This is a genomic window from Polaromonas sp. P1_F8 (genome assembly GCF_056405635.1).
This window is the reverse complement of the sequence record NZ_JBFUBS010000002.1, coordinates 24190-49459: the sequence shown is the minus strand read 5'-3', so window position 1 is coordinate 49459 and position 25270 is coordinate 24190. Positions and strand designations below refer to the sequence as shown.

The 25270-nt window shown below is 62.6% G+C and carries 21 protein-coding genes; 17 read left to right on the top strand and 4 right to left on the bottom strand.

Annotated features, from left to right (window positions below):
• The first annotated feature begins 16 nt into the window (after nt 1-16).
• The 11 genes from AC1D1J_RS09140 (at nt 17) to AC1D1J_RS09090 (ending at nt 12863) form a co-directional block, all read left to right on the top strand.
• Nucleotides 17-634, top strand: a complete 618-nt coding sequence (locus tag AC1D1J_RS09140) for a TorD/DmsD family molecular chaperone (RefSeq protein WP_477685997.1) — start codon at nt 17-19, stop codon at nt 632-634.
• A 206-nt stretch (nt 635-840) separates the two neighbouring features.
• On the top strand, nt 841-1050 hold the full coding sequence (locus tag AC1D1J_RS09135) for a formate dehydrogenase (RefSeq protein ID WP_477659077.1): 210 nt from the start codon (nt 841-843) through the stop codon (nt 1048-1050).
• A gap of 61 nt (nt 1051-1111) precedes the next feature.
• Nucleotides 1112-4081, top strand: coding sequence for a formate dehydrogenase subunit alpha (locus tag AC1D1J_RS09130; protein ID WP_477694520.1), 2970 nt, complete (start codon nt 1112-1114; stop codon nt 4079-4081).
• A 2-nt stretch (nt 4082-4083) separates the two neighbouring features.
• On the top strand, nt 4084-4704 hold the full coding sequence (gene fdh3B / locus AC1D1J_RS09125) for a formate dehydrogenase FDH3 subunit beta (RefSeq protein WP_457279598.1): 621 nt from the start codon (nt 4084-4086) through the stop codon (nt 4702-4704).
• Nucleotides 4701-4937 (top strand): hypothetical protein, encoded by a 237-nt coding sequence (locus AC1D1J_RS09120; protein WP_477694519.1) that lies wholly within the window; start codon nt 4701-4703, stop codon nt 4935-4937. Before fdh3B ends, AC1D1J_RS09120 begins: the two co-directional genes overlap by 4 nt.
• An 11-nt stretch (nt 4938-4948) precedes the next feature.
• Nucleotides 4949-6127, top strand: a complete 1179-nt coding sequence (locus AC1D1J_RS09115) for a formate dehydrogenase subunit gamma (RefSeq protein WP_477685994.1) — start codon at nt 4949-4951, stop codon at nt 6125-6127.
• Nucleotides 6128-6154: 27 nt separating this feature from the next.
• A complete protein-coding gene (locus AC1D1J_RS09110; RefSeq protein ID WP_477685993.1) occupies nt 6155-6541 on the top strand; it encodes a hypothetical protein in 387 nt (128 codons plus the stop codon).
• Between the two features lie 75 nt (nt 6542-6616).
• A complete protein-coding gene (locus tag AC1D1J_RS09105) occupies nt 6617-7513 on the top strand; it encodes a formate dehydrogenase accessory sulfurtransferase FdhD (RefSeq protein WP_477694518.1) in 897 nt (298 codons plus the stop codon).
• 23 nt (nt 7514-7536) lie between these two features.
• Entirely contained in the window at nt 7537-9114 is a 1578-nt protein-coding gene (locus tag AC1D1J_RS09100) for a C13 family peptidase (protein ID WP_477694517.1), read from the top strand.
• 69 nt (nt 9115-9183) lie between these two features.
• Complete coding sequence (locus tag AC1D1J_RS09095; protein ID WP_477694516.1) at nt 9184-11745, top strand: ABC transporter permease; 2562 nt, start codon at nt 9184-9186, stop codon at nt 11743-11745.
• Between the two features lie 686 nt (nt 11746-12431).
• Entirely contained in the window at nt 12432-12863 is a 432-nt protein-coding gene (locus AC1D1J_RS09090; RefSeq protein WP_477666112.1) for a group II truncated hemoglobin, read from the top strand.
• 99 nt (nt 12864-12962) lie between these two features.
• On the opposite strand, the gene AC1D1J_RS09085 is transcribed toward AC1D1J_RS09090, so the two are convergent.
• On the bottom strand, nt 12963-13301 hold the full coding sequence (locus tag AC1D1J_RS09085) for a hypothetical protein (protein WP_477694515.1): 339 nt from the start codon (nt 13299-13301) through the stop codon (nt 12963-12965).
• Between the two features lie 202 nt (nt 13302-13503).
• Entirely contained in the window at nt 13504-14403 is a 900-nt protein-coding gene (locus AC1D1J_RS09080; protein ID WP_477694514.1) for a LysR family transcriptional regulator, read from the bottom strand.
• 101 nt (nt 14404-14504) lie between these two features.
• Between AC1D1J_RS09080 and AC1D1J_RS09075 the strand changes: the two genes are divergently transcribed.
• The 4 genes from AC1D1J_RS09075 (at nt 14505) to AC1D1J_RS09060 (ending at nt 17862) form a co-directional block, all read left to right on the top strand.
• Nucleotides 14505-15380, top strand: coding sequence for an SDR family oxidoreductase (locus AC1D1J_RS09075; RefSeq protein ID WP_477694513.1), 876 nt, complete (start codon nt 14505-14507; stop codon nt 15378-15380).
• A 41-nt stretch (nt 15381-15421) separates the two neighbouring features.
• Nucleotides 15422-15895: an AtaL-like protein gene (locus tag AC1D1J_RS09070; protein WP_477685987.1), complete on the top strand. Its 474-nt coding sequence runs from the start codon at nt 15422-15424 to the stop codon at nt 15893-15895.
• 10 nt (nt 15896-15905) lie between these two features.
• Nucleotides 15906-16574, top strand: coding sequence for an NAD(P)-dependent oxidoreductase (locus AC1D1J_RS09065; protein WP_477694512.1), 669 nt, complete (start codon nt 15906-15908; stop codon nt 16572-16574).
• Between the two features lie 193 nt (nt 16575-16767).
• Nucleotides 16768-17862 carry a patatin-like phospholipase family protein gene (locus AC1D1J_RS09060; RefSeq protein WP_477694511.1) on the top strand — a complete coding sequence of 365 codons (1095 nt, stop codon included), beginning with the start codon at nt 16768-16770 and terminating at the stop codon, nt 17860-17862.
• 386 nt (nt 17863-18248) lie between these two features.
• Here AC1D1J_RS09060 and AC1D1J_RS09055 read toward each other — a convergent pair whose 3' ends face one another.
• The gene (locus AC1D1J_RS09055; protein WP_477685984.1) at nt 18249-18902 is read right to left on the bottom strand and encodes a Smr/MutS family protein; all 654 of its coding nucleotides are present in this window, start codon (nt 18900-18902) and stop codon (nt 18249-18251) included.
• A gap of 214 nt (nt 18903-19116) precedes the next feature.
• Here AC1D1J_RS09055 and AC1D1J_RS09050 point away from each other — a divergent pair, with 214 nt between their 5' ends.
• Nucleotides 19117-22608: a tetratricopeptide repeat protein gene (locus AC1D1J_RS09050; protein WP_477694510.1), complete on the top strand. Its 3492-nt coding sequence runs from the start codon at nt 19117-19119 to the stop codon at nt 22606-22608.
• Between the two features lie 18 nt (nt 22609-22626).
• Here the strand turns inward: AC1D1J_RS09050 and radC are convergent, their stop codons facing one another.
• Nucleotides 22627-23301, bottom strand: coding sequence for a RadC family protein (gene radC, locus AC1D1J_RS09045; RefSeq protein WP_477694509.1), 675 nt, complete (start codon nt 23299-23301; stop codon nt 22627-22629).
• A 324-nt stretch (nt 23302-23625) separates the two neighbouring features.
• Between radC and AC1D1J_RS09040 the strand changes: the two genes are divergently transcribed.
• Nucleotides 23626-25248 (top strand): ABC transporter substrate-binding protein, encoded by a 1623-nt coding sequence (locus tag AC1D1J_RS09040; protein ID WP_477694785.1) that lies wholly within the window; start codon nt 23626-23628, stop codon nt 25246-25248.
• The last annotated feature ends 22 nt before the right edge of the window (nt 25249-25270 follow it).

The following is a 25270-nucleotide window of genomic DNA, read 5'->3' as shown; positions in this document are numbered from 1 at the left end:
TAAAACCAGACGCACCATGACGCAAGCCCAACTCACCGCCTCCACCCTGGACGAAGAAACCGCGCGGGCCGAAGTCTATGGGCTGCTGGCCGCGCTTTACTACGCTGCGCCTTCGGCGGAGCTGCATGAAAACCTCCGCATTGCCGTGACCGAGGCACCCGCCGCCGGCGGGCTGCTTGAAAGTTCGTGGAGCGAACTCGTGGCCGCCGCCCGCACGCAGAGCCTTGCAGATATCACGCGGGAGCACGACGCCCTGTTCGGCGGCGTTGGCAAGCCTGAGGTGTACCTCTTTGGTTCGCACTACCTCAGCGGTTTCCTCAATGAGAAGCCTTTGGCGGCCTTGCGCACCGACATTGCCGCGCTGGGCCTGGCGCGTGACGAGGCCATGCCCGAAACCGAAGACCACGTGGCCTACCTGTGCGAAGTCATGCGCTACCTGATTGCCGGTGACGACATGGAGGTCGCCAATCTCACGCGGCAGCGCGAATTTTTCGCGCGCCATGTCCAGCCCTGGGTGCCGCTGATGTGCGAAGCCATTACCGCACACCCCAAGGCCCGGTTTTATGCGGCGCTGGCGGCCTTCACGCAGACCTTCGTCAGTGTTGAAGCGCAGGGCTTCGACATGCTGGCCTGAGAGGCGCGCATGAACTTTTTTTCTCAAAATGAGACAGCTTTTGAATGGCCAATCGGCCAGATCCGCCGGGCCGACAATAAGATCGCCTATCGTTTTCCCTAGACTTGAGTGTTGCGCGGCGCTAACCATTGTGGTGCCCAGCGCTCTGCCTTACAGTACTATGCAAACGGTTACATAGCCAGCAAGCCTTCCCCTGGAGATTACTCATGCAGGACAGCCAGCCAAAACCCTCACGCAGGGGATTCTTTTTCGGCGCAGCCGCCACCGGCGCGGCCGCTGCGGCCATCGTCGCTTTGCCCGGCGCACCGGCACTGCAGCAAGCCGAACTTCCAGAGCCCAAGCCGGCCCCTGAAAAAGGCGGCGGCTACAGCCTCTCGGAACACGTCAAGCGCTACTACAAGACCACCCGCATCTAGGTAGCCCTGGCTTCCAGTTCCGTCCGACCGGCCCCCGATTTCACCTTCTACGGAGAGCTTCATGCTGCTCACGAAAAAATCTTCTGACGTCCATCCCGTGCATCGCGCGGGTTCCGCGCGCTTTGTGCAAAGCCTGTCGCGGGGCCTGTCCAACGCGCTGCCTACCATGGACCGCCGCGCTTTCCTGCGGCGCTCCGGCCTGGGGGTCGGCGTCGGCCTGGCTGCCACGCAATTAACCCTGGTCAAAAAGGCCAAGGCCGCCACACCGGGCGCCGGCGACGGCACAGGAAAGATCGAAGTCAAGCGCACCGTCTGCACCCACTGCTCGGTGGGCTGCGCTGTCGATGCGGTCGTTGAAAACGGCGTCTGGGTTCGCCAGGAGCCGGTGTTTGACTCCCCCATTAACCTGGGCGCCCACTGTGCCAAGGGCGCCGCGCTGCGCGAACACGGCCATGGCGAGTACCGCCTGCGTTACCCGATGAAGCTGGTCAACGGCAAGTACGAGCGCATCAGCTGGGATACCGCGCTCAATGAAATCAGCGCCAGGCTGCTGGAGCTGCGCAAGGAAAGTGGCCCTGATTCGGTGTACTGGGTGGGTTCCTCCAAGCACAACAACGAGCAGGCCTACCTGATGCGCAAGTTCGTGAGCTTCTGGGGAAGCAACAACTGCGACCACCAGGCCCGCATCTGCCACTCGACCACGGTGGCCGGCGTTGCCAACACCTGGGGCTACGGCGCCATGACCAATTCGTACAACGACATGCAAAACAGCAAGTGCGCGTTGTACATCGGCTCCAACGCCGCTGAAGCCCACCCGGTCAGCCTGCTGCACATGCTGCACTCCAAGGAGGCCGGCTGCAAGATGATCGTGGTCGACCCGCGCTTTACCCGCACGGCGGCCAAGGCCGACGAGTACGTCCGCATCCGCTCCGGTTCCGACATCCCCTTTCTTTTCGGTGTGCTGTATCACATCTTCAAGAACGGCTGGGAAGACAAGAAATACATCAACGACCGTGTCTACGGCATGGACAAGGTCAAGGCCGACGTAATGGCCAAGTGGACGCCGGACAAGGTGCTGGAGGCTTGCGGCGTGGACGAGGCCACCACGCTCAAGGTGGCCACCATGATGAGCCAGAACCGTCCCAGCACCGTCGTCTGGTGCATGGGCCAGACGCAGCACACCACCGGCAATGCGGTCGTGCGCGCCTCCTGCATCCTGCAGCTGGCGCTGGGTAACATCGGCGTGTCCGGCGGCGGCGCCAATATTTTCCGCGGCCATGACAACGTGCAGGGCGCGACCGACGTCGGCCCCAACCCCGATTCACTGCCCGGCTACTACGGCCTTGCAGAGGGCTCGTGGAAGCACTTTGCCAAGACCTGGGGTGTGGACTTCGACTGGATCAAGGGGCGCTACGCATCGGCCGCCATGATGGGCAAGCCCGGCATCACGGTCTCGCGCTGGATCGACGGCGTGATGGAGAAAAACGAGCTCATCGACCAGGACTCCAACCTGCGCGGCGTCTTCTTCTGGGGCCATGCGCCTAACTCGCAAACGCGCGGCCTCGAGATGAAGCGGGCGATGGACATGCTGGACTTGCTGGTGGTGGTGGACCCGTACCCGTCGGCCACCGCCGCCATGGCGGCCATGCCCGGCAAGGCGGAAGACCTCAACCCCAAACGCGCGGTTTACCTCTTGCCTGCCGCCACCCAGTTTGAAACCAGCGGCTCGGTGACAGCTTCCAACCGGTCCCTCCAGTGGCGTGAAAAGGTGATCGAGCCGCTCTGGGAGAGCCGCACCGACCACATGATCATGCACCAGTTCGCCGAAAAACTCGGCTTCGCCAAGGAGCTGTCGAAGAACTACAAGATGCAAAAGGTCAAGGGCATGGACGAGCCCGTGCCGGACGACATCCTGCGCGAGATCAACAAGTGCGTATGGACCATCGGCTACACCGGCCAGAGCCCGGAGCGCCTGCAGGCCCACATGCGCAACATGCACCTGTTCGACGTCAAGACCCTCAAGTCCAAAGGCGGCAAGGACAAGGCCACCGGCTACGACACAACCGGTGACTACTTCGGTCTGCCCTGGCCTTGCTGGGGCAACCCCGAGCTCAAGCACCCCGGTTCACCCAACCTGTACGACACCTCCAAGCATGTGATGGACGGCGGCGGTAATTTCCGTGCCAACTTCGGCGTTGAAAAAGACGGCGTCAACCTGCTGGCCGAAGACGGCTCCTATTCGCAGGGCGCCGACATCACGACAGGCTATCCCGAGTTCGACCACCTGTTGCTCAAGAAGCTGGGCTGGTGGGCCGACCTGACCGACGCCGAAAAAACCGCGGCCGAAGGCAAGAACTGGAAGACCGATTCATCAGGCGGCATCATCCGCGTCACCATGAAGGTCCACGGCTGCCACGTGTTCGGCAATGCCAAGGCGCGTGCCGTGGTGTGGAACTTCCCTGATGCCATCCCGCAGCATCGCGAGCCGCTCTACGGCACGCGGGCCGACCTGATGGCCAAGTATCCGACACACGACGACAAGAAAGCGTTCTGGCGCCTGCCCACCCTCTACAAGACGATTCAGCAGAAGAACATCGCGGACAAGGTCGGCGAAAAGTACCCGCTCATCCTGACCTCAGGCCGGCTGGTCGAGTACGAAGGCGGCGGCGAAGAAACCCGCTCCAACCCCTGGCTGGCCGAGCTGCAGCAGGAAGCCTTCGTCGAAATCAATCCGAAGACTGCGTCGGACCGCGGCATCCGGAACGGTGAACGTGTCTGGCTGAACAGCCCGACCGGTGCACGCCTCAACGTGCAAGCGATGTTGACTGAGCGCGTCGGCCCCGACACGGTGTGGATGCCCTTCCACTTCTCGGGACGCTGGCAGGGCGCTGACATGCTGGCCTACTACCCCAACGGCGCAGCGCCAGTGGTGCGGGGCGAGGCGGTCAACACGGCAACAACGTACGGCTACGACAGCGTGACGATGATGCAAGAAACAAAAACGACGATCTGTAACGTCGAAAGGGCTTAACCATGGCACGCATGAAATTTGTTTGTGACGCGGAGCGCTGCATCGAATGCAACGGCTGCGTCACCGCCTGCAAAAACGAAAACGAAGTCCCGTGGGGTGTCAACCGCCGACGCGTGGTCACGCTCAACGACGGTGTGCCCGGCGAGAAATCCATCTCGGTGGCCTGCATGCATTGCAGCGACGCACCCTGCATGGCTGTCTGCCCCGTCAACTGCTTTTACCGCACGGAAGAGGGTGTGGTGCTGCATGACAAGGACGTCTGCATCGGCTGCGGCTATTGCTCATACGCTTGCCCCTTCGGCGCGCCGCAGTTCCCGGCTGCCGGCACCTTTGGCGTGCGCGGCAAGATGGACAAATGCACCTTCTGCGCCGGCGGCCCCGAAGTCAACGGCAGCCAGGCCGAGTTTGAGAAGTACGGCCGCAACCGCCTGGCCGAAGGCAAGCTGCCGGCCTGCGCCGAAATGTGTTCGACCAAGGCGCTGCTCGCCGGCGACGGTGATGTGGTCGCCGACATCTTCCGCAACCGTGTGGTGCAACGCGGCAAGGGCGCCGAAGTCTGGGGCTGGGGCACGGCCTACGGATCCAAACAGGCAGGCCAGCCGCCCGCAGGAGCCAAATCATGATGCGCCTTCTTGTCTTGACCCTCTCCTTGTCGGCTTTGTCGGCCTGCGGCGAAAAACCGCAAACCCTGGGCAGCGGTGTGAAAAGCGACGGCGCCGCCTATCAGGGCGTGCAGAACCAGTTTGCGGCGCCGGGCTGGAAGGCCGGCGACAAGACCAGCTGGGAGCAAGGCCTCAAGGCCCGCGCGCAGAACAGCCAGAACGAGTACAACAAGATCGGTAGCTCGAAAAAGTGACCGGAGGCCTTATGTATCGTGCGCGAACAGCTATATTTTTCATAGCGGCCAGCCTGGCGGGACTTGCCTGTGCGCAAGCGCCTGCGGCCCAGCCGGCCACCGCCGCGCCGGCCACCGCTCCCGCCGCCACCGGTGGCATCCAGGGCCAGAACATCTTTGAGGTCAAGCCCGAGGCCAGCGCCGACCCCAACTACGCCAAACAGACCAATGGCGAACGCGCCAAGGTGCAACCGGGCAACAACGCGCCCATGTGGCGCCAGGTGGGCGAGGGCGTCACCGGCTACAGCAGCCTGCCCAAGAGCGAAGCGCCCGAGGCCGGCAACCTGATCCAGCCCTTTGTGCAGTACCCCGGCTCACGCCTGACCAACGCCGGCGAAGCCTGGCGCCAGGTGCGTAACAACTGGATCATTCCCTACGGCGGCTCACTGTTTCTGATCGTGTTGCTGGCCATCGCGATTTTTTACTTCAGCAAGGGCTCGATCAAAACCCACGGCGTCGACACCGGGCGCAAGATCGAACGCTTCACGCCGTTTGAGCGTGCCGCGCATTGGTCCAACGCGATTGCGTTCTGCATCCTGGCCGTCTCAGGCTTGGTCATGGCATTCGGCAAATTCTTCCTGCTGCCCGTCATTGGTGGAGCGCTCTTCGGTTGGCTGACCTGGACTCTCAAGACCATGCACAACTTCGCCGGCCCGCTGTTCGCGGTGTCGCTGGTGATCGTGTTCCTGACCTTCCTGCGCGACAACTGGCCGCAAAAGGGCGATCTGCACTGGCTGGCCAAAGGCGGTGGCCTGATCACTGGCGGCGAAGAACCGCCTTCCAACCGCTTCAATGCCGGCGAAAAACTTATCTTCTGGGGCGGCGTGTTCTTCCTGGGCATCGTGGTGGTGTCGTCGGGCTTTGTGCTCGACAAGCTGCTGCCTGGCCTGATCTATGAGCGCTCGACGATGCAGGTCGCACACATGGTGCACGCCGTGGCCACCGTGCTCATGATGTGTTTGTTCCTTGGCCATATTTACCTGGGTACCATCGGCATGCAGGGCGCCTACAAGGCGATGCGGACCGGCTATGTCGACGAAACCTGGGCTCGTGAGCACCACGAATACTGGTACGACGAAGTCAAGGCCGGCAACATCCCGGCCCAGCGCAGCAAACCTGTTGACCCGCCCGGCCAGACGGTACAGGCATAAGCCACAAGAGTTGTAGTGAGGAATCCCATGAAAAAAATTCTGATCATGAGCTTGCTGGCCGCCGCATCGGCCGCGTCGCTGGCCAAGCTGCCCGCCCTGAGCGACGAAGCCAAGGCCAAGGCCGCTGAAGCCGCCGCCAAGACCGCCTGGAGCGGCAAGGTCGATGCTTACCAGTTGTGCAAGTCGCAGGACAAGGTCGCCGCCAGCTATTACAAAACGGCCAAGGCCGCCGGCAAAGAGACGAAGCCGCCTGCTGCAGCGCCCGCTTGTGCCGATCCCGGCGCTTTCGTCTACACCCCGCCTGAAGCCAAGCCGATCGAAGCGGCCGGCGCACATTCACCCGCAGGCACGGCCACCAGCCCGCCCAGCACCAAACAGCCCGATGCGGTCGTTAATCCCGCCAAGAAGTCCTGACCCACTCCCGGACGTATTCGCTTTCCCAAAAGCCGACTCCGCAAGGGGCCGGCTTTTTTGTTGTAGTCTTCCCTCATGACCGCCTCGACACCGACCCTTCCCCGTCTCCCGCGCCTCACCATGGCCCAGGCGCCCCTGACGTGCGAGGTCGACGCCGTCAACGAATACGGTGAAGCGCAAAAAGTCGCCATCCCCGCCGAGCGCGCACTCACTGTGTATGTCGACAAGCGCGAGCTCGTCACGCTCATGACCCTGGGTGCCCATCCCGAGTTGCTGGTACTCGGCTACCTGCGCAACCAGCGGCTCGTCAAGGACGTCGCCGATATCGAATCCATCACCGTCGACTGGGATGTGGGCGCAGCCGCTGTCAAGACACACCGCGGTATTGAAGACATTGAGGAGAAGACTTCGCGCCGCGTGGTCACCACGGGTTGTGGGCAGGGCAGTGTGTTCGGCGGCCTGATGGACGAGGTCGATGGCATCGTGCTGCCCGCAGATGCGCACATCACCCAGGCCCAGCTGTATTCCCTCGTCAACACCATACGGCTCAAGGAAACGACGTACAAATCCGCCGGCTCGGTGCATGCGTGTGCATTGTTTGCGATGACGGCGGGCGACCCTGAAATGCTTCTATTTGTTGAAGACGTTGGCCGCCACAACGCGATAGACACCATAGCGGGTTGGATGGCAATGCAAGACAGCCCATCTGTAAACGAAGCAAGCAAAGTCTTCTACACCACCGGCCGCCTCACCAGCGAAATGGTCATCAAATCTGCCCAGATGAGTGTGCCCATTGTGGTTTCGCGCAGCGGCATCACGCAGATGGGTCACCAGGTCGCACAGACAGTGGGCCTGTGCGCCATCGGCCGCGCCACCAACAAGCGCTTTGTCTGCTATGCCAACCCACAGCGGCTCAAGCTGCAGCCCGAACTGGCTGGCCCCCACCCTCGCATGGTGGGCGCTGAGTCCTGAATCTGTCATGGCATGATGCCGCCATGCACGACGCCCACGTTCAACACACCTCGCCTGGCATCCCGGAACCCATGCTGAGCCAGGCGGACCGCGATCGTCCTGATACCTCCGGCTGGCTGAGCACATCACGCTGGATAGCAGAGGGGCTCCGTGCTGCGTTTTTCCTCCCCGTCCGCGTGGCGGGGAAAACGCCGACGCCCTTGCAAGTGTTGGGCATTGCGGTTCTGGTCTCAGCAACGGAAGTTGCATTGATGCGGCTGGAAGTTGCAGGTCCTGCGGTTTTTAACCTGCAGGCCTGGTTGTCGACATGGTGGACCATCGGGTTGGGGATTGGCCTGGCGTGGTGGGCTTTTCCTGCTTCGCCAGTTGTGCCTGCGCCTGACGCGGGGGAGCCGATTCCTGATGATCAACCGCCTCGCGGCGTGGCGGCCTTTATCGCGCTGTGGCTGGCGTCAGCGCTGCCCAACGTGTTCGTCGCCCAGGGCGTGGTTGCTGCGATTGCGCACGGCTGGATCAAGGCGGCGGTGTTTTCGGCTCCCTGGTTTTACTGGGCGTTCTATTCGGCGGTGACGGTCTGGGCGCTTGGCGTGAGCCTTTTCCTCTTCGTGCGTTTCGCCGGATGGACCTGGCGGACTGCCGTATTTGCGCTGGTCTTGCTGGCAACCACAGGCGTGTCCGCCTGGCAATTCGAGGCGCGTACCTGGGGGGTGGACTACGCGAGCCAGGCCACCGAAGACAGCCGGCCCCGCCTGCAGCTGAGCCAGCAGGTTTTTGAAGAGCAGCAGGCGCTGATGGAAAAGACGATGGCCGCCATCGAGCCGCAGCGCCGCGGTATCACCGACGTCTACGGCCTGGTGTTTGCCCCTTATGCCGCGGAAGATGTGTTCCTGCGGGAAAGCACCATGGTCAGCCGCGTGCTTGCCGAGCGCTTCGATGCCGAAGGCCGCGTGATGCACCTGGTCAACCATGCCAACACCTTGAAAACCCATCCCTGGGCCACCACGCTGAATTTGCAGCGCGCCATCGACGCGCTGGCCCAGCGCATGGATCGCGACAACGACGTGCTGGTGGTCTACATGACTTCGCACGGCGCCAGCGACTTCAAACTGGCCGCCTCCCACTGGCCGCTGCAGGTACCGCCGCTCACTCCCGGCGAGCTGCGCGAGGCGCTCGACAACGCCGGTATCCGCCACCGCGTCATCGCGATATCGGCCTGCTATTCCGGCGGCTGGATCGACACCCTGGCCAGCGACACCACCCTGGTCATGACGGCGGCCGACGCCACCCACACTTCTTTCGGTTGTGGGCGCCTGTCTGAGCTCACGTTCTTCGGCCGCGCCATGTTTGACGAGCAGTTGCGCAAGACACATTCTTTTGAGCAGGCTTTTTCCCGTGCCGTTCCGGTGATCAAGCAGCGCGAAATCGACGCCGGCAAGGACGACGGCTTTTCCAACCCGCAGATCCAGGCGGGTACCGGCATCGGGCCCGTGCTGCGCGCGCTGGAGCAGCGGCTGGATGCCCCGCCGGGCGCTCCGGTTTCGGCCCCGGTTCCAGCCCAGGCCCCGGTGGTGGCGGGGCCTGGCTTCAAAACGTCCCCGTAACCCTTCGCCAAATCCCTTGCAAAGCCCGGCCATGATGCCGGGATGCGGACTTTGCGTTATGGTCTGCGCATGAACACCCTTTTCCTCAAGCTCGGCTGGAAAACCCTGTTGCGTGACCTGCGCGCCGGCGAGCTGCGCCTCCTGATCGTCGCGGTGACCCTGGCGGTTGCCGCGCTCACCGCGGTCGGTTTTTTTGCCGATCGCCTCAAGGGCGGCCTGCAACGCGATGCCCGTCAGCTGCTGGGCGGCGACGCCGTGATCCGCAGCGACGGCATCACGCCGGCCGCCTTCATTGCCAAGGCGCAGGCGCTGGGCCTGAAGGCCATCTCCACCGTCACCTTTCCCACCATGGGCCGCGCAACCGACGCTGACGGCGGCGCCAGCAAGCTGGTGGCTTTCAAGGGGGTGCCGGAAGGCTATCCGCTGCGCGGCAGCATGAAAATCGCCGACAGCCTGGACGGCCCCGGCGAGGACACGCGGGAGGTGCCGGCCCCCGGCACGGCCTGGGCCGACGCCTCGCTGCTCGACGCGCTGGGCCTCAAGCTCGGCCAGGCTCTCTTGATGGGCGACGCCAGCTTCAAAGTCACCCGCATCATCGTGCAGGAGCCCGACCGCGGCGCCGGGTTCATCAGCTTTTCTCCCCGCGTGATGATCAACCAGGCCGACGTGGCCGCCACCAACCTGATTCAGCCCGCCAGCCGCACCAATTACCGCTTTGCTGTGGCCGGCGACGACAAGGCCGTCAAGGCCTATGTGAAATGGGCCGCAGACGAGATCAAGAAACCCGGTGCAGAGTCCGGCATCCGCGGCGTGCGGCTGGAGTCGCTCGAATCGGGCAGCCCCGAGATGCGGCAGACGCTGGACCGCGCCGAGAAATTCCTCAACCTGGTGGCCTTGCTGGCGGCCCTGCTGAGCGCGGTGGCCGTGGCCATCGTCGCGCGCGGTTTCGCCACCAAGCACCTGGACGACTGCGCCATGCTGCGCGTGCTGGGCCAGCCCCAGCGCACCATTGCGCTGGCCTACACCTTTGAGTTTGTCGTGGCCGGCATGCTGGCCAGCGCGCTTGGCGTGGCGGTGGGTTTCGCCGTGCATTACGCCTTTGTGCTGCTGCTGGCCGGGCTGGTTGAAACCGCGTTGCCGGCGGCCACCTGGTGGCCCGTCGTGTTCGGCATGGGCATGGGCTTGACGTTGCTGCTGGCCTTTGGCCTGCCGCCCGTGTTGCAGCTGGCACAGGTGCCGCCGCTGCGCGTCATTCGCCGCGACGTCGGCAACCTCAAACCCGCGTCAATGGCGGTGTTGGGCGTGGGTGTGGCCGGCTTTGCGGCCCTGCTGGTCGCCGCCAGCAGTGATTTGAAACTGGGCCTGATCGCGGTCGGCGGTTTTGCCGGCGCGGTGCTGGTGTTTGCCGTGGCCAGTTTTGCCGCCGTCAAGCTGCTGCGCGCCAGCGTCAACGAAGTCACGGCCCCGCGCTGGCTGGTACTGGCCACGCGGCAGCTGTCTGCCAGGCCCATGTATGCCGTGGTGCAGACCAGCGCCCTTGCGGTCGGCTTGCTGGCCCTGATGCTGCTCGTGCTGCTGCGCACCGACCTCATCAGCAGCTGGCGCAAGGCGACGCCGCCCGATGCGCCCAATCGTTTTGTCATCAACGTGCAGCCGGAGCAGGGCGAGGCTTTCCAGAAAGCACTGCGCGACGGCGGTGTGAAGAAGTTCGACTGGTACCCCATGATCCGCGGCCGCCTGGTGGCGGTCAACGGCAAGGCCGTCACGCCCGACGACTTTGAAGACGACCGCGCCAAGCGCCTGGTGGACCGCGAGTTCAATCTTTCCAACAGTGCCGACATGCCCGGTCACAACCAGGTCACCGGCGGGCGCTGGACGGGCGGCGAAAAAGACGCCGTGAGCGTGGAAGACGGCCTGGCCAAAACGCTGGGCCTCAAGCTCGGCGATTCATTGCGTTTTGACATCGGCGGCCAGATCAGTGAAGCAAAGATCACCAGCCTGCGCAAGGTTGACTGGGGCTCCATGCGCGTCAATTTCTTTGTGATGTACCCGGTGGCGCAATTGCCTGCCGATGTCCCGGTGTCCTTCATCAGCGCGTTCCGTGCCCCCGAAGCCCCCGCTGTGGCGCCAGGCCAGCCGCACCCCCAGAGTTTTGACAACACGCTGGTCAGGGCGTTTCCCAACATCACCAATGTCGACATGAGCAGCACGCTGGCGCAGGTGCAGCGTGTGCTCGACCAGGTGATACGCGCGGTGGAATTTTTGTTCGGCTTTACCCTGGCCGCAGGTTTGGTCGTGCTCTTCGCCGCCATCACCGCCACGCGCGAAGAGCGCGCCCGCGAGTTCGCCATCATGCGGGCTGTGGGTGCGCGTGCTTCGCTGCTGCGGCAGGTGCAGCGGGCTGAACTGGCTGGGGTTGGTTTGCTCGCCGGGTTTTTGGCGTCTGTTGTTGCGCTTGCGGTGGGCTGGGGCTTGGCGAGGTTTGTGTTTGACTTCAACTGGACCGGGTCGTGGACGGTGCCGCTGATGGGCAGCCTTGCCGGAGCGGTACTGGCGTTGGCGGCGGGGTGGTGGGGGTTGAGGTCGGTTTTGAATACGCCAGTGGTGGAGACGCTGCGGAAGGCTCAGTAGCCGAGCCGGTTCTTGCTCCGGCGTAGCGCTCTCATCAAAGGATAGCTGGCCGGGGGTTGCCCGGCATGCAACTCACTTTCTTTTGCTTCGCCAAAAGAAAGTCACCAAAGAAAAGGCGACCCTGGTTCCTGCGTCCCTTCGCTGCGCTACGGGCAACCTGCGGTGCTCGGTCCAGCCGGGGTCAAAAACAACTCGCCTGCGGCTCAAACAAGTTTTTGCCCTGATCCGTCTGGTCCTGCGCTCCTCGGCGCATCCACAAGGGCCAATCGGGAGCGGGGAAAAGCCAAATCCAATACCAACAAGGATTCGCCACGGCGAGTCCTTGTTTCTTCAGGTATTCGGGTTTCTGTCTTCGGCTGTTGGGTATTCCTTCCGCCACCCCTTCTGTCTGCGCCGAGGAGCGCAGGTTCAGGCGGATCAGGGATCGCGATTGTCTGAGCGAAGCGAGTTCGAGCGAGACCCCGCATGAACCGAGCACCGCAGGTTGCCCGTAGCGAAGCGGAGGGACGCAGACAGCAGGGTCGCCTTTTCTTTGCTTACTTTCTTTTGGCGACGCAAAAGAAAGTGAGTTGCATGCCGGGCAACCCCCGGCCAGCAGAACTCAGCAARGAGCACGTAGCCGGAGCAAGAACCGGCCAATGACCCCTCCCAACCAACCCCAAACCCCAACATTCGATAATCCAAAGATGCAGATAGAAGAAAAGCCCCCAGGAAACCCTCCCTTCGAAACCCCCTACGCCTGGATAGGTGGCGAGGAGCGCGTCAAGGCATTGGTTGAGCGCTTCTACGACCTGATGGACCTGGAGCCCGGCTACACAGCCCTGCGCGCCGCGCACGGCAGCACCCTGGACAACGCCCGCCAGCGCCTCTTCTGGTTTTTATGCGGCTGGCTGGGCGGGCCGCAGTACTACACCGACCGCTTCGGCCACCCGCGCCTGCGCATGCGCCACATGCCGCAGCAAACCGGCGGGGGCTCGATCGGCATTGCCGAGCGCGACCAGTGGCTGGCGTGCATGGACCAGGCCATGCGTGAAACCGGTGTTGATGAAGCGCTGCGTACACGGCTCAATGCGTCGTTCTTCCAGACGGCGGACTGGATGCGCAACAGGGGCGAGTGATGATGCAGCGCCCCGTTGCAATGCCGGGTCACCGGATGCTATCAAAAATATAGCTGCTCGCGCCCGGCTGAAAAGGGCTGCAGCCGGTATTGATCCCCGCTAGAGGGCGTATCGGCGCCGGCCGTGAGGCAGCACGTTGTGAAGCCACATGCGCTCACGAATGTGCGCCCGTAGCGAATTGGCCGACAAATCATCCGGATGATCCTCACCGCGGTTGCGCGGGGCTTCTGCTGCCTTGGCGGGTTCGGGTTGCCTGTCTTTCTGGATGAAGTTGGTTTCCCTGAGTACATGGCCGCGCACAAAATCTCCCTGCCCGTCAATTTCGTCATACCAGTACACCGACGTCACGTGGGTTTCACTGGCTTCCACCTTGATGTCCCTCTGGACGATCCGGTGGCCATCTTCAATGCCAAGTTTTTTCCTGTGCAGCGCGTTCATCCAGACAACTCCTCTTTGTTTTTAGTAGGGCGACTCTAACGGCATGTGACGCATTGCGCGGATGCCCCTGGCAACTAAAGAAGAGGTCGGCGCCATATTCCACGCGCCAGTGGCCTGAGGCCAACGGAAATGAGCATTCGTTCACATCCATGGCGGCTCGCTCCGGATCGCCAGGCTCGAGAATCGGGCGTTTGTGCAGGCCTCATCTCCCGATGTAGTCCGCCAACTCCTCCGGTGATCCGTTGGGAAAGGCTTCCTTCAGGCAGTCCAGGAAAGCGGATACGCGGGCGCTCAGCAGGCGGCGTGATGGATAGAGCGCCCAGAGGGCAATCTCCGGCCCCTTCACGTCACCCCAATGGACCAGGGTTCCAGCTGCGAGATCGTGGGAGATCAGCGACAGGGGAATACGCGCCGCCCCGACATTTGCCCGGACTGCGTCGCGGACCATGAACAGCGATGACAGGCGCAGGACGGGGTCCACCGCAAACCGTTGTTCACCGCCTGGCCCCGTCATTTCCCAGGGTTCATTCGGGTTTCCTGCCCCGCCTGCCCGCATCACCACCGGAACAGGCGCCTTGCCTGATGGGCGGCTCAGGTCAGGGCTGGCCACCACAACCAGGCGGTCGCGCAAGAAAATCCGCCCCACCAGGTTTTCGTCCGGGTCGGGGTTGACGCGGATCACCAGGTCGTAGCCCTCTTCCACCATATCGACCGGGCGATCTTCAGGGATGACCTCGAGCCGGACCTCGCGATGCTTCAGCGCGAACCGGGCGGCGAGCTTGCCCATGGCGGCTTGCGAGAAGAGCAGGGGCGCACTCACCCTCAACGTGCCTCGCGGCGTCTCACCGCCAGAGGTAATCGTGGCGACCGTCTCGTCGAGTTCGGCCAGCAAAACAGAGGTCTTTTCGTACAGCGAGCGTCCCTCCTCGGTGAGCTTGAGGGCCCGCGCTCCCCGCTCGAAGAGACGCAGGTTGAGGCCGCTCTCCAGGTCGGCCACCCTGCGTGACAGGGTCGCCTTGGGGCGCCCTGATTCGCGGGCGGCCCGCCCAAAGCCCCCATACCGGGCCACGAGGTTGAAGTCTGCAAGGGCAAGCAAGTCCATATGTTCCACCAGTGAGACGAAGTGTCTAAATATAACGGCTATCGGATACTGGGTGGATCAATCAAGATTGAGGCTCCTTCAACACACAACGGAGTAATTTCATGACCATCCTCATTACTGGCGCAACTGGCAACGTCGGCCGCCAGGTTATCCAGCAGCTCGTCCAGCGTGGCGCCAAAGTGCGCGCACTGGTCCGCGACCCGGCAAAGGCGAACTTCCCGGCCGGCGTCGAAGTCGTTCCAGGCGACCTGCTTGACGTGGCGGCACTGCGGAGCGCGTTCACAGGCGTGTCCACCCTGTTCCTGCTCAACGCCGTGGTTCCCGACGAGTTCACCCAGGCCCTGCTCACGCTCAATCTGGCGCGTGAGGCCGGCGTCGAGCGCGTCGTCTACCTCTCTGTAATTCATAGCGACCGCTACCTGAACGTTCCGCATTTCGCGGGCAAATTCGGTGTCGAGCGGATGCTCGAAGAGATGGGTTTTGCCGCCACCATCCTGCGCCCCGCCTACTTCATGAACAACGACCTCACCATCAAGGACGTGGTCACCGGTTACGGCGTCTATCCGATGCCCATCGGCAGCAAGGGCCTGGCCATGATCGACGCGCGCGACATCGGCGAGATCGCGGCCATCGAGCTGCTGCGCCGCGAGCAGGCTTCAAAGCCGCTTCCGCTGGAGCGCATCAACCTCGTCGGCCCCGACACGCTGACAGGCGAGGACGTTGCCGCCATCTGGTCGGCCGTGCTGGACCGCCCGATCACCTATGGCGGCGACGACACCGCCGGCTTTGAGAAGAACCTGCTGAATTTCATGCCACCCTGGATGGCGTACGACATGCGCCTCATGAGCGAGCGCTTCCTCACGGTGGGGATGGTTCCCGAATCGGGTGACGTCAAGCGCCTGACGACGCTGCTTGGTCGCCCGCTGCGGTCCTACCGCGAGTTCGCTACCGAAATCTCCGCATCCGCATCGGCATAAGAGCCAGCGGTATAGCAAGCCACACGAAAAGGAATACCACCATGATTTATTCAACCGCTACAGTGCCCGTCAATCCGCAAGGCGAAGTGAAGCTCACACGCGCCCAGGCATGGGCCGGCCTGGTTCTCAAGGCGCGTGACGCGCGCCGCTTCCTGCCGCCAGCGCTTTGCACGCGCTGCGAAGTCGTCGAGGAAAGCGCGACGCACATCGTCCGCGAAGCCACCATCGCCGGCGCCGACCTGCGCGAGATCATCGCGTTCGAGCCCGAAAGCAAGGTGACCTTCTTCCAGGCCACCGGCCCGCGCGAAGGCGCGATCGTCAACGAGTTGTTCGAAGACGAAGCCGGAGAGCTCCAGCTGCGCTTCTACGGTTATCTCGGCCTTCGCGGCAAGACGCCGGGCGGCCCCGAAGAGCAGGCCGAGCAAGCCTGGATGGACGGCGAGCAAGGCTACAAAACCGCGCTCGTCTCGACACTCAAGCGCACCCGTGAACTGCTCGCGCAGGGCGAACTTTAAAGGCCAGACCATGAACACACTGAACACTGCCGGCATCTCGCCGGCTCGCCCGAAGATTCTGGTTCTTGGCGCTACCGGCGGCACGGGCCGGCTGATCGTCAGGGAAGCGCTTGCACGGGGATTCGACGTTCGCGCGCTCGTGCGCTCCCCGCAGAAGGCGAGCGGTCTCAAGGGCGCCGAGATCATCGTCGGCGATGCCCTTGACGAAAGTGCGCTGCGTGAGGCCCTGCGAGGTCGCGATGCCGTCGTGAGCGCCCTGGGCACACCGGTCAGCCCGCTGCGCGAGGTGACCGTTCTCTCCTCGGCCACGCGGGCACTCGTGAGCGCCATGAAAGCGGAGCAGGTCTCGCGCCTTGTCTGCATCACGGGCATGGGCGCAGGCGACAGCGCCGGCCATGGCGGGTTCCTGTTCGACCGGCTGATCCATCCCGTTCTGTTGCGCAAGGTCTACGCCGACAAGAATCGGCAGGAGGCTGCCGTCCGCGCCAGCGGGCTGGACTGGGTTCTGGTGCGCCCTTCCGTGCTGAACGACAAGCCAGCGCGGCGCAAGATCCGCACCCTGACAGACTTGTCCGGTTTTCACGGAGGAACCATTGCGAGGCAGGACGTCGCGGACTTCGTCCTGGACCAGGTGCAGATGGATGTCTGGCTGCACCGGTCCCCTCTGATATCTTGGTGATTCCGGCTTTGAGACAAGGGCGGCAAGCGCTGGCGACAGCGGCCGCCCCGGACTTGCCATAGGCATCGAGCCGGCAGGCATAGGAGAATCGGGCCTGCTACCCATCCACGGCAAATAACATGCAATACGGCTTCTCCACAGCGATCACTGCGCATCGCCCGCTTCCTCTATATGTGCGCTGCAAGGCTGCGGCATGAAGCCGGTCTACCTGGCCCTTTCGGGCGGCGGCACGCGCGCCATGGTGTTTCACTGCGGCGTGCTGAGCTTCCTGGCGGAACACCAGGCGCTGGAGCGGGTCAGCAAGGTGTCTACTGTTTCGGGCGGCAGCCTGCTGGTGGGCCTCTTGCTGCAGCTCAACGCGATGCGCTGGCCCGGCAGCAATGAATGCCTGGAGGTGCTGCTGCCGCGCGTGAAAACATTGCTGACCACCTCAGACCTGCAGAACGCCGCCATGCGCGCCATGCTGCACCCGCGCAACTGGCGCTTTGCGCTGTCGCGTGCCAACGTGCTGGCATCGGCCATCGGCAGTGCCTGGGGTGTCGATGCGCTGATGGAGGATGTTCCGGCGTCACCCGCCTGGGTGGTCAACGCCACCACGGCCGAGACCGGCAAACGCGCCAGCATCGAAGGCGACGCGTTGCGCGACTGGATGCTGGGCTCCACGCGCCTGAAGCAACTGCCGTTGCGAGATGCGATGGCGGTGTCGGCGGCTTTTCCGGGCTTGATCGGCCCTTACGTACTGCCGACCGACAGCTTTGACTGGAACCTGCCGATGTTCGCCTCCGGCGACGATGCCCGGCCTGCCGAAGACCGCTTTGCCCGCATCCACCTCTACGACGGCGGTGTGTACGACAACCTCGGGCTGGAGCCGTTCTTTGACGCCGGCTTTGGCCCCAAGCCCAAAATCGACGGCGTGATCATCGCGTCTGATGCAGGCGCGCCCTTGCCGGTGGGTTTTGCGATGGGCCCCCTCAGCATCTTTCGTCTCAAGCACGTGGCCGACATCATGTCCGACCAGGTCCGCGCGCTGCGCGCCAGGGGGCTCATGGCCTACGCCGCGCGCGAGCCGGGTCGCGCCGCCTACCTGCGCATAGGCGCCACCGCCCGGGAAGTTGCCGAACGCGCCGGCGCGGGCTGCCCGGCTGGCGACTGGCTGGACGCGAAGAGCGTGAGGGCGGCCGCTGCCTACCCCACCTCACTGAAGAAAGTGCCGCTGCCCACGTATGAGCTTCTGTTCAGGCACGGCTATGAATGCGCCGCTGCCGGGCGGGCGGGGTTCGGGCTTTAAATCGGAGGGCGGCGGGCTGGGAGCTGGTTGCAGTGTGGGTTGCTATCAAAAATATAGCTGCTCGCGCAGATTCTGATTGGGCTACAGGCACTTTCTGTTCGTAAAAAGAGCCTTTTTACGGCGTCAAACCAGGTTTTTGGTGCCCGCCGGACAAAAAGCAGCCCCTCGAGGCCTTTTTGGGTGGATTTCAGACATCAAATACGCCTCCCACCCAATCACATCATGCGCGAGCAGCTATTGAATTGATAGCAATGTGAGGAGTCAGCCAACCTTGCCCAAGTTCCAGCGGGCGCCGCGGGACCGGCTTTGCCGGACCGCAGGGCGCCGTCCCCTGCAAGGGGAAAAGACACTACACGTAGTGAGTGTCGATAGGGGTGTACCTATATCTAGCCTTCAAGCAACACCACCAGCGCCCCCGCCCCGCCCTCGGCCGGCCTGGCCTGCACAAAGGCCAGCACTTCCTGCTTCTGGATCAGCCAGCTTTGCACCTTGCCCTTGAGTACCGGCGTCTTGCCCGGCGAGCCCAGGCCTTTGCCGTGCACCACGCGCACGCAGCGCCAGCCGACCTTGTGCGCATCCCGGATGAAGTGAGCCAGCGCTTCGCGCGCATCCTCGCGGCGCAGGCCATGCAGGTCCAGCTGACCCTGGATGCTCCAGCCGCCTCGGCGCAGCTTGCGCACCACGTCGGGCCCCATGCCGGGCCGCCTGAAGCTCAGTGCTTCATCCGTGTCCAGCAACGTTTCCACATCGAACTCGTCCGAGATGGCTTCACGCATCACCGCGAGTTCATCGCGCTGCTGTTGTACAGCGATGGGTGCGGCTTGCGCCACCGGCAATGCCGCCTTGTGGCCCGGCAGGTGTTTGGCCGGCAGGGCCTTGACGGGGCCGACCGCGCGCGAAAAGAGTTCTTTCTCGGCTTTGGCTTTGGCGGCTGCTGCCACACGCGCGGCTTCCTGTTCTTTCTCAAGCTTCGCGCGGGCTTCAATGTCCCGCTTGACGGCCTTGAGGTCCTGCAGGCTTTTGAGTGCGGGCGCTTTCATGACGTTTACTTTATCAGTACGTATGGCGCGCTGCCGTTTCCCTCTCCTAGTCATCGAGTGCGGATAAACCACGTTGTATGTCACTGAAAGGCGATCTAGACAGCGCCCACGGTACTATCCTGAGCTTGCCTGCCGGAGGCGTTCATGCGCCGCAAAAAATACACATGGCAAGAACGCGCAGGCGGCGCAGCTTAATGAATTCAGGGAGAAGAAAATGAAACGTTCCACCGTTGTGCTTGGCGCCGCCCTGATCTGCGCGACCAGCATATGGGGCTGGCCGCACCTGGAAGAACACCTTGCAAAGCGCCGCATTGAAGCGCAAGAAATTGAAGCGAAGGCGAAGGCCCGGGCAGCCAAAGTTGCAGAGGAATTCAAAACGCTCACGCAGCAGCCCTTTACCGACAACGCCATGGCCCGGTTTTTACCAAAACCGTACAAGCAGCCGGCGTCTGAGTGGCAGAGCAATGAAAAGGCCTTCTACGAGAAAATACTGTCGGGCGGAAAGTTCGATGTGCTGGTGGTGCCCTTCCAGGTCGCAGGCTGGGGGCTGGACAAGTCTGCGCGGTCCATCATGACTGCTGAGCTTGCCTTGGGAATCTCCCAATCCCAGAAGGTGCAAGTCCCGGACCCATTCTTGGTAGCAAAAGCCCTTGGGAATGGGAGGCGCCAACTAAAACATGAAGATATCTACCGGCTTGCGGACGCCGTCGGTGCGAAGCGGATTGTCCGGGGTTATGCCGGACATGACCGGGCCGGGAAAATGACGGTCGCCATCCTTACCCAGGACTATACGGGCGCAGCGCGTAATGGCGCCGTCTGGAGCAGCCCGGTCGTCAGCCGGAAGTTTGAGAACATTGCCTTCGGCGACGACTTTCCGGCCATCCGGGCCTATGAGTCCGTATTGCCCGAGATACTGAAATCGTTGGGACCCGGTACCGCACCATGGAACTTCGCGAAAGCGGAGGGCAGGCTGGAAATGGCTGAACTGCCGGCGTCTCCGTTCAACCTGATTGAATCGGCAGGCAACCCGGCGCAGGATGCCTACGGTTTCCTCCTCTACAACGTTTTGGCACCGGGTTACATCGAGGAGACGAAAGGCCTGTTTGCCGAGAAGGCCTATTTGGCACTTTTGCACCTGTCACCAGCCTCGCCCGAATACCGCGCGCTGCTTGCGAGAACTTACATGGCCCTGGGCTTGCGCCTGGCCGCCATGAAAGTGGTGGAAGAACCGCAAACCCCCGAGGAAAAGGAACTGCTCGCTGCCCTGAACGGCAATTTTCCGGAGGTTCACGCCCTGGCCACCGCCGAGACGAATCCATTAAAGCGCCTGCTCCAGAAGCTGGATGAAAATGCCATCGGCACGAACTATGGCCTCCTGAAAGTCCGGGACTCTTACCGGGAAGCCACCGCCCTCAAGCTGCCGGGATCGATATGGCCGTTTTTCGTCACGCGCGCCTTTGTGGAGTCGGATGTATGGTCGCAGTACAACAATGCGAGCCTGAAATCGCTTCTTGACCATGAGCTGCCGGTAAAGGGCCATTCGCTCGAAGAGATGGCACGCGGCTCCCTGTCCCTGGCCGAACCCGAGAAGGTTCGGACGGCGATCGACCTGTCTGTGTTCCATCACGGCCGCCAATTCATAGAGGCGAACGCGGCCAGCTTGTGTTGTGAATTCACATCTGGAAAACCCGGAAAGCTGGATTACCTGGAACTGCTTCAAGGGATAGGCCACGACAACCTGATCCGTCGCATCTGGTTCCTGTATGGCGTTCAGGGTAGAGCTGCCGAGGCGCTCGCTTTCGCGAACAGCATTGAGGGCGTCTACAAGGGCTATCCTCCTTACACCATTGAGCGATCACATGCGGAAACCACAATGGCATCGAGCGGTGCGGGCTCGCAACGGGATGCCTTGAACAAGGCCGCGCGTGAAAATGCCTTGAATGCGGCTTACTGGGAGCAAGGCCAGTCGCTGGTTTCCTCAAGGGCCATCACGGCCTTCTCCGCAAATCCGGACCCTACTTTGGGGCCCCACGAAAACTTCTACTACACCGATATTCCCTACCGCCCTTATTACCTGACTTCAGGTGGCAATCCGCTGCCGCAGACGCAAGTAGAAAATTCCCTCGCCAGCCTGAAAAACGCGACGTCGCAAGTGGGTACATTGCTTGGTCTCGTGTACCTTTATCGGCAGTATTACCCCAATGAAACTCGGGACATCGAACTTCTGGCGACAACGGAAAGCCGTTTCATTGGTGCCCCTCAACGCAACAACCTGCTGGGCATTGCAGCCCGGCGAAAAGAAGACAAAAAGACGGCGGAAGCCTACTTTCGCGAGAACATCAGGATTGCGCCCGCCTCGTGGGAGGCCTATGCAGAGCTGGCCGGGATGCTTCTTGATTCGGGTGATCCCAAGGCGGCTGCCAAAGTTTTTCATTCTTATACAGGCTTCAAGAAGGGGAACGGAGACGGTCCGGTAGCTACCGCAAATTACGCTTATGGAGCGGCGATCCTCTTTGACTCGCAAGGCTACTTCGATCTTGCCAAGCCGTTTTATCAAATGGCTGCGTCTCAAGGTTCGGGAGCGAGCGCCGAAATTTATAGTGCTGCGCGCCTGAAGCTGTTCGCCGGCGATATTCAAGGCGCCATGCTTGGTACTTTGCAGAACGCCCAGCGCTACCAGGACGCCTATTCCTACCGCGACTATCTGGGACTCCTGCACGCCAGCGGCCAATCCAAAGAGGCCTGGACCGGTTTCTGGGTGTTGATGAAGGAGAAAAAGGCCCCCGCGATATGGGAGTCGGCCATGGTCGGGCACCATAAGGCTGCCCTGTCGGAAACCGAGGTCGTGGACTGGTTGCGGCAAAGCGACATGAAGACCGAAGGTGTGAGCCCTTACGCGGCAGCTATTTATCTGACGCGCTTTGCCACCATGGACCGAACACCTTCTGCTGATCTATCCAGGATGGTTAATGCGCTGGATGCGCCGGGATGGAAGTTTCCCGACGCCAAAATGGCCATGTATGGCGAACCGAGAGGTATGAGGGGGGTGGTACGTGTGAAGTCCGGACATGCCTACTTTGTGGAAGGCTACCGGGCGATGAAGCTCAAGGATTTCGCGGCTGCACATGCTGTCTTCACCGAGGGGCGGGTGCTATGGGGAGGACAGGACTATTTGCCTTATTACGCCTTCGTGGCGGCGAAGGTTGGGGATACGGCGGATATCGAGAAGACCCTCGCCGGGGTCAAGGTCACCGCTCGAGGCTTTGACTATTACCTGACCCAGGCGATTCTGGCTGCCGCATCCAAAAAGAACGATGACGCGCTGAGACTTCTTGAACGTGCCAGGTACCATCGGCCAGGCACGGGAGGCCGGGCATTGCCGACCGACCAGACTTTTGGAGAAATTTCCGCGCTGTTGGTGGAAACGACCGGCAGCAAAAAAATCAAGGCACTGGCCCTGGACTGGGCCCAGAAGGGGGTCATGGCGGGGCCATGGAAGTCGGCACCCTATGCCCAGCTTGTCAGGCTGACCGGCAATCCGGCAGAGCGCCAGCGGGCCATCGCCATGCTGGCCTACCTCGACCCCAAATCAGAAACCCTGTCATCGCTGAGCCAAGCGGAAGTGGATGCCGCTGTGAAAACGTATGGTGCATCCAATCCGCTGCTGAAACTCGTACCGAAAGTTGTCAAAAAAGAGGCCATCTAGGGCAGGGGTTTTACGCCTTCAGAGCAAGCCCAGCTCGGCCATCGACACAGCCTGGGAGCTGGTCACCACAAAATGGTCCAGCACACGCACATCGACCAGCGCGAGCGCGGACTTCAGCGTTTGCGTCAGCGCCTCGTCGGCGCGTGAGGGTTTGGCGGTGCCGCTGGGGTGGTTGTGGGCCAGCACCACACTGGCGGCGTTGAGCGCCAGGGCGCGCACCACCACCTCGCGCGGGTAGACCGACGTTTGTGTCAGCGTGCCGCGAAACAGCTCTTCGAGCACGATCAGCCGGTGCTGGCTGTCGAGGAACAGCACCGCAAAAATCTCGTGCGGCCTGCTGCCCAGCTGAAGCTGTAAATAGTCGCGTACCGCTTGCGGCGTTTCGAAGAGCGTTTTTTCGCGAAGCTTTTCGGCAAGTGCCCGCCGGGCAAGTTCCAGCACCGCCACCAGTTCGGCGCGCTTGGCCGGGCCCAGGCCCTTGATGCTTTTGAGCGCCTCGGGGCCGGTGTGCAGCAGCCCGGCAACGCCGCCAAAGGTGTCGACCAGCTCCTGCCCCATCTGCAGCGCATTCTTGCCGGGCAGGCCGGTGCGCAGTAGCAGGGCCAGCAGTTCGGCATCACTGAGCGCGCCGGGGCCGCGGGCCAGCAGTTTTTCGCGGGGGCGGGCGTCCTCTGGGAGGTCTTTGAGAAGCATGGAAGAAAAAGCCGGTGAAAGGGGTGAGGGGAAAGAACCACCAAAAGCAGTGCCAGAGCCGTACGGGTTCCCTTGCTCTGGACGGGAACAGTTTACAAACAGTTGCCGTCCCCCCACGAATGCCATGCCACGCGAGACGGTTCGCGAGATTTTGAAGCGATGCACCAAGGCAGTGACGCATGCACTGCGGCGGAGCTCACCTGACGAGCATCAGCGCTGAAACCATTGGCATATTCCTTGCGGGCATATCCATATTTACAGGAGTGCTCCATGAAAGTTATCGGGTCCCGTCTGTCTCTGGTCTGGCTGCGCGCGCCGGTGTCCATGGCCCTGCTTGCCGCCGCCTCGCTGGCTGCCACCGGCCTGCACGCACAGGAAAAAGTACTGCGCATCGCCATGACGGCGGCCGACATTCCGCGCACCTTGGGCCAGCCCGACCAGGGCTTTGAAGGCAACCGTTTTACCGGCATCCCGATTTACGACTCGCTGACCCAATGGGATCTCTCGAAGGCCGACGCGCCGAGCGTGCTGATTCCCGCGCTTGCAACCTCCTGGGCCGTTGATGCCAAGGACAAGACCAAGTGGGTCTTCAAGCTGCGCCCCGGCGTCAAGTTCCACGACGGTTCAGCCTTTAATGCCGATGCCGTGATCTGGAACGTGCAGAAGGTGCTCGACAAGGACGCCTCGCAGTTCGACCCCAGCCAGGTCGGTGTGACCGCCTCGCGCATGCCGACCCTGCGCACCGCCCGCAAGATCGACGACATGACGGTCGAACTCACCACGAGCGAGGCCGACTCCTTCCTGCCGATCAACCTCACGAATCTGTTCATGGCCTCGCCGGCGCATTGGTCCGCCAAGCTCGCGGCCGTGCCGGCCAGCGTCACCGTACCCGCTGACCGGGCCAAGGCGGCCTGGACGGCTTTCGCCGCCGATCCGGCCGGCTCCGGCCCCTTCAAGGTCACGCGCTTCGTGGCGCGTGAGCGCCTTGAGCTGGCTGCCAACAAGGCCTACTGGGACGCCAAACGCGTGCCCAGGATCGACAAGGTCGTGATGCTGCCCATGCCCGAAGCCAATGCGCGCACCGCGGCGCTGTTAGGCGGGCAGGTCGACTGGATCGAGGCCCCTGCACCTGATGCGATGGCGCAGATTACGCAGCGCGGCTTCAAGATCTATTCCAACGCCCAGCCGCACGTGTGGCCGTGGCAGCTGTCATTCGCCGAAGGCTCGCCCTGGCTCGACAAGCGCGTGCGCCAGGCGGCCAACCTTTGCGTGGATCGCGGGGGCATCAAGCAACTGCTGGGGGGCATGATGGCCGAACCCAAGGGCACGGTGGCGCCCGGGCACCCATGGTGGGGCAACCCCAAGTTCGACATCAAGTACGACGTGAAGGCTGCCCAGGCGCTCATGACGCAGGCGGGTTTTTCGGCCGCCAAGCCGCTCAAGGTCAAGGTGCAGATTTCCGCCTCAGGCTCGGGCCAGATGCAGCCGCTGCCGATGAACGAGTTTGCGCAGCAGTCGCTCAAGCAATGCTTTTTTGACGTGCAGTTCGACGTGATCGAGTGGAACACGCTGTTCACCAACTGGCGCAAGGGCGCGAAAGACCCGTCGGCCAATGGCGCCAATGCGGTCAACATCAGTTTCGCGGCGATGGACCCGTTCTTTGCCATGGTGCGTTTCGTGAGCACCAAGGCCTTCCCGCCGGTGTCCAACAACTGGGGCTACTACGGCAACGCCGATATCGACAAGCTGGTGGCCGATGCGCGTACCAGCTTCGACGAGAAGTCGCGCGACGCCGCGCTGGCCAAGCTGCACGCCCACATCGTGGACGACGCCCCCTTTGTCTGGATTGCGCACGACGTCGGTCCGCGTGCGCTGTCGGCCAAGATCAAGAACGTGGTGCAGCCCAAGAGCTGGTTCATCGACATTGCCACCATGACGATGGACTGATCACGGTGGAAAAGCCCTTTCT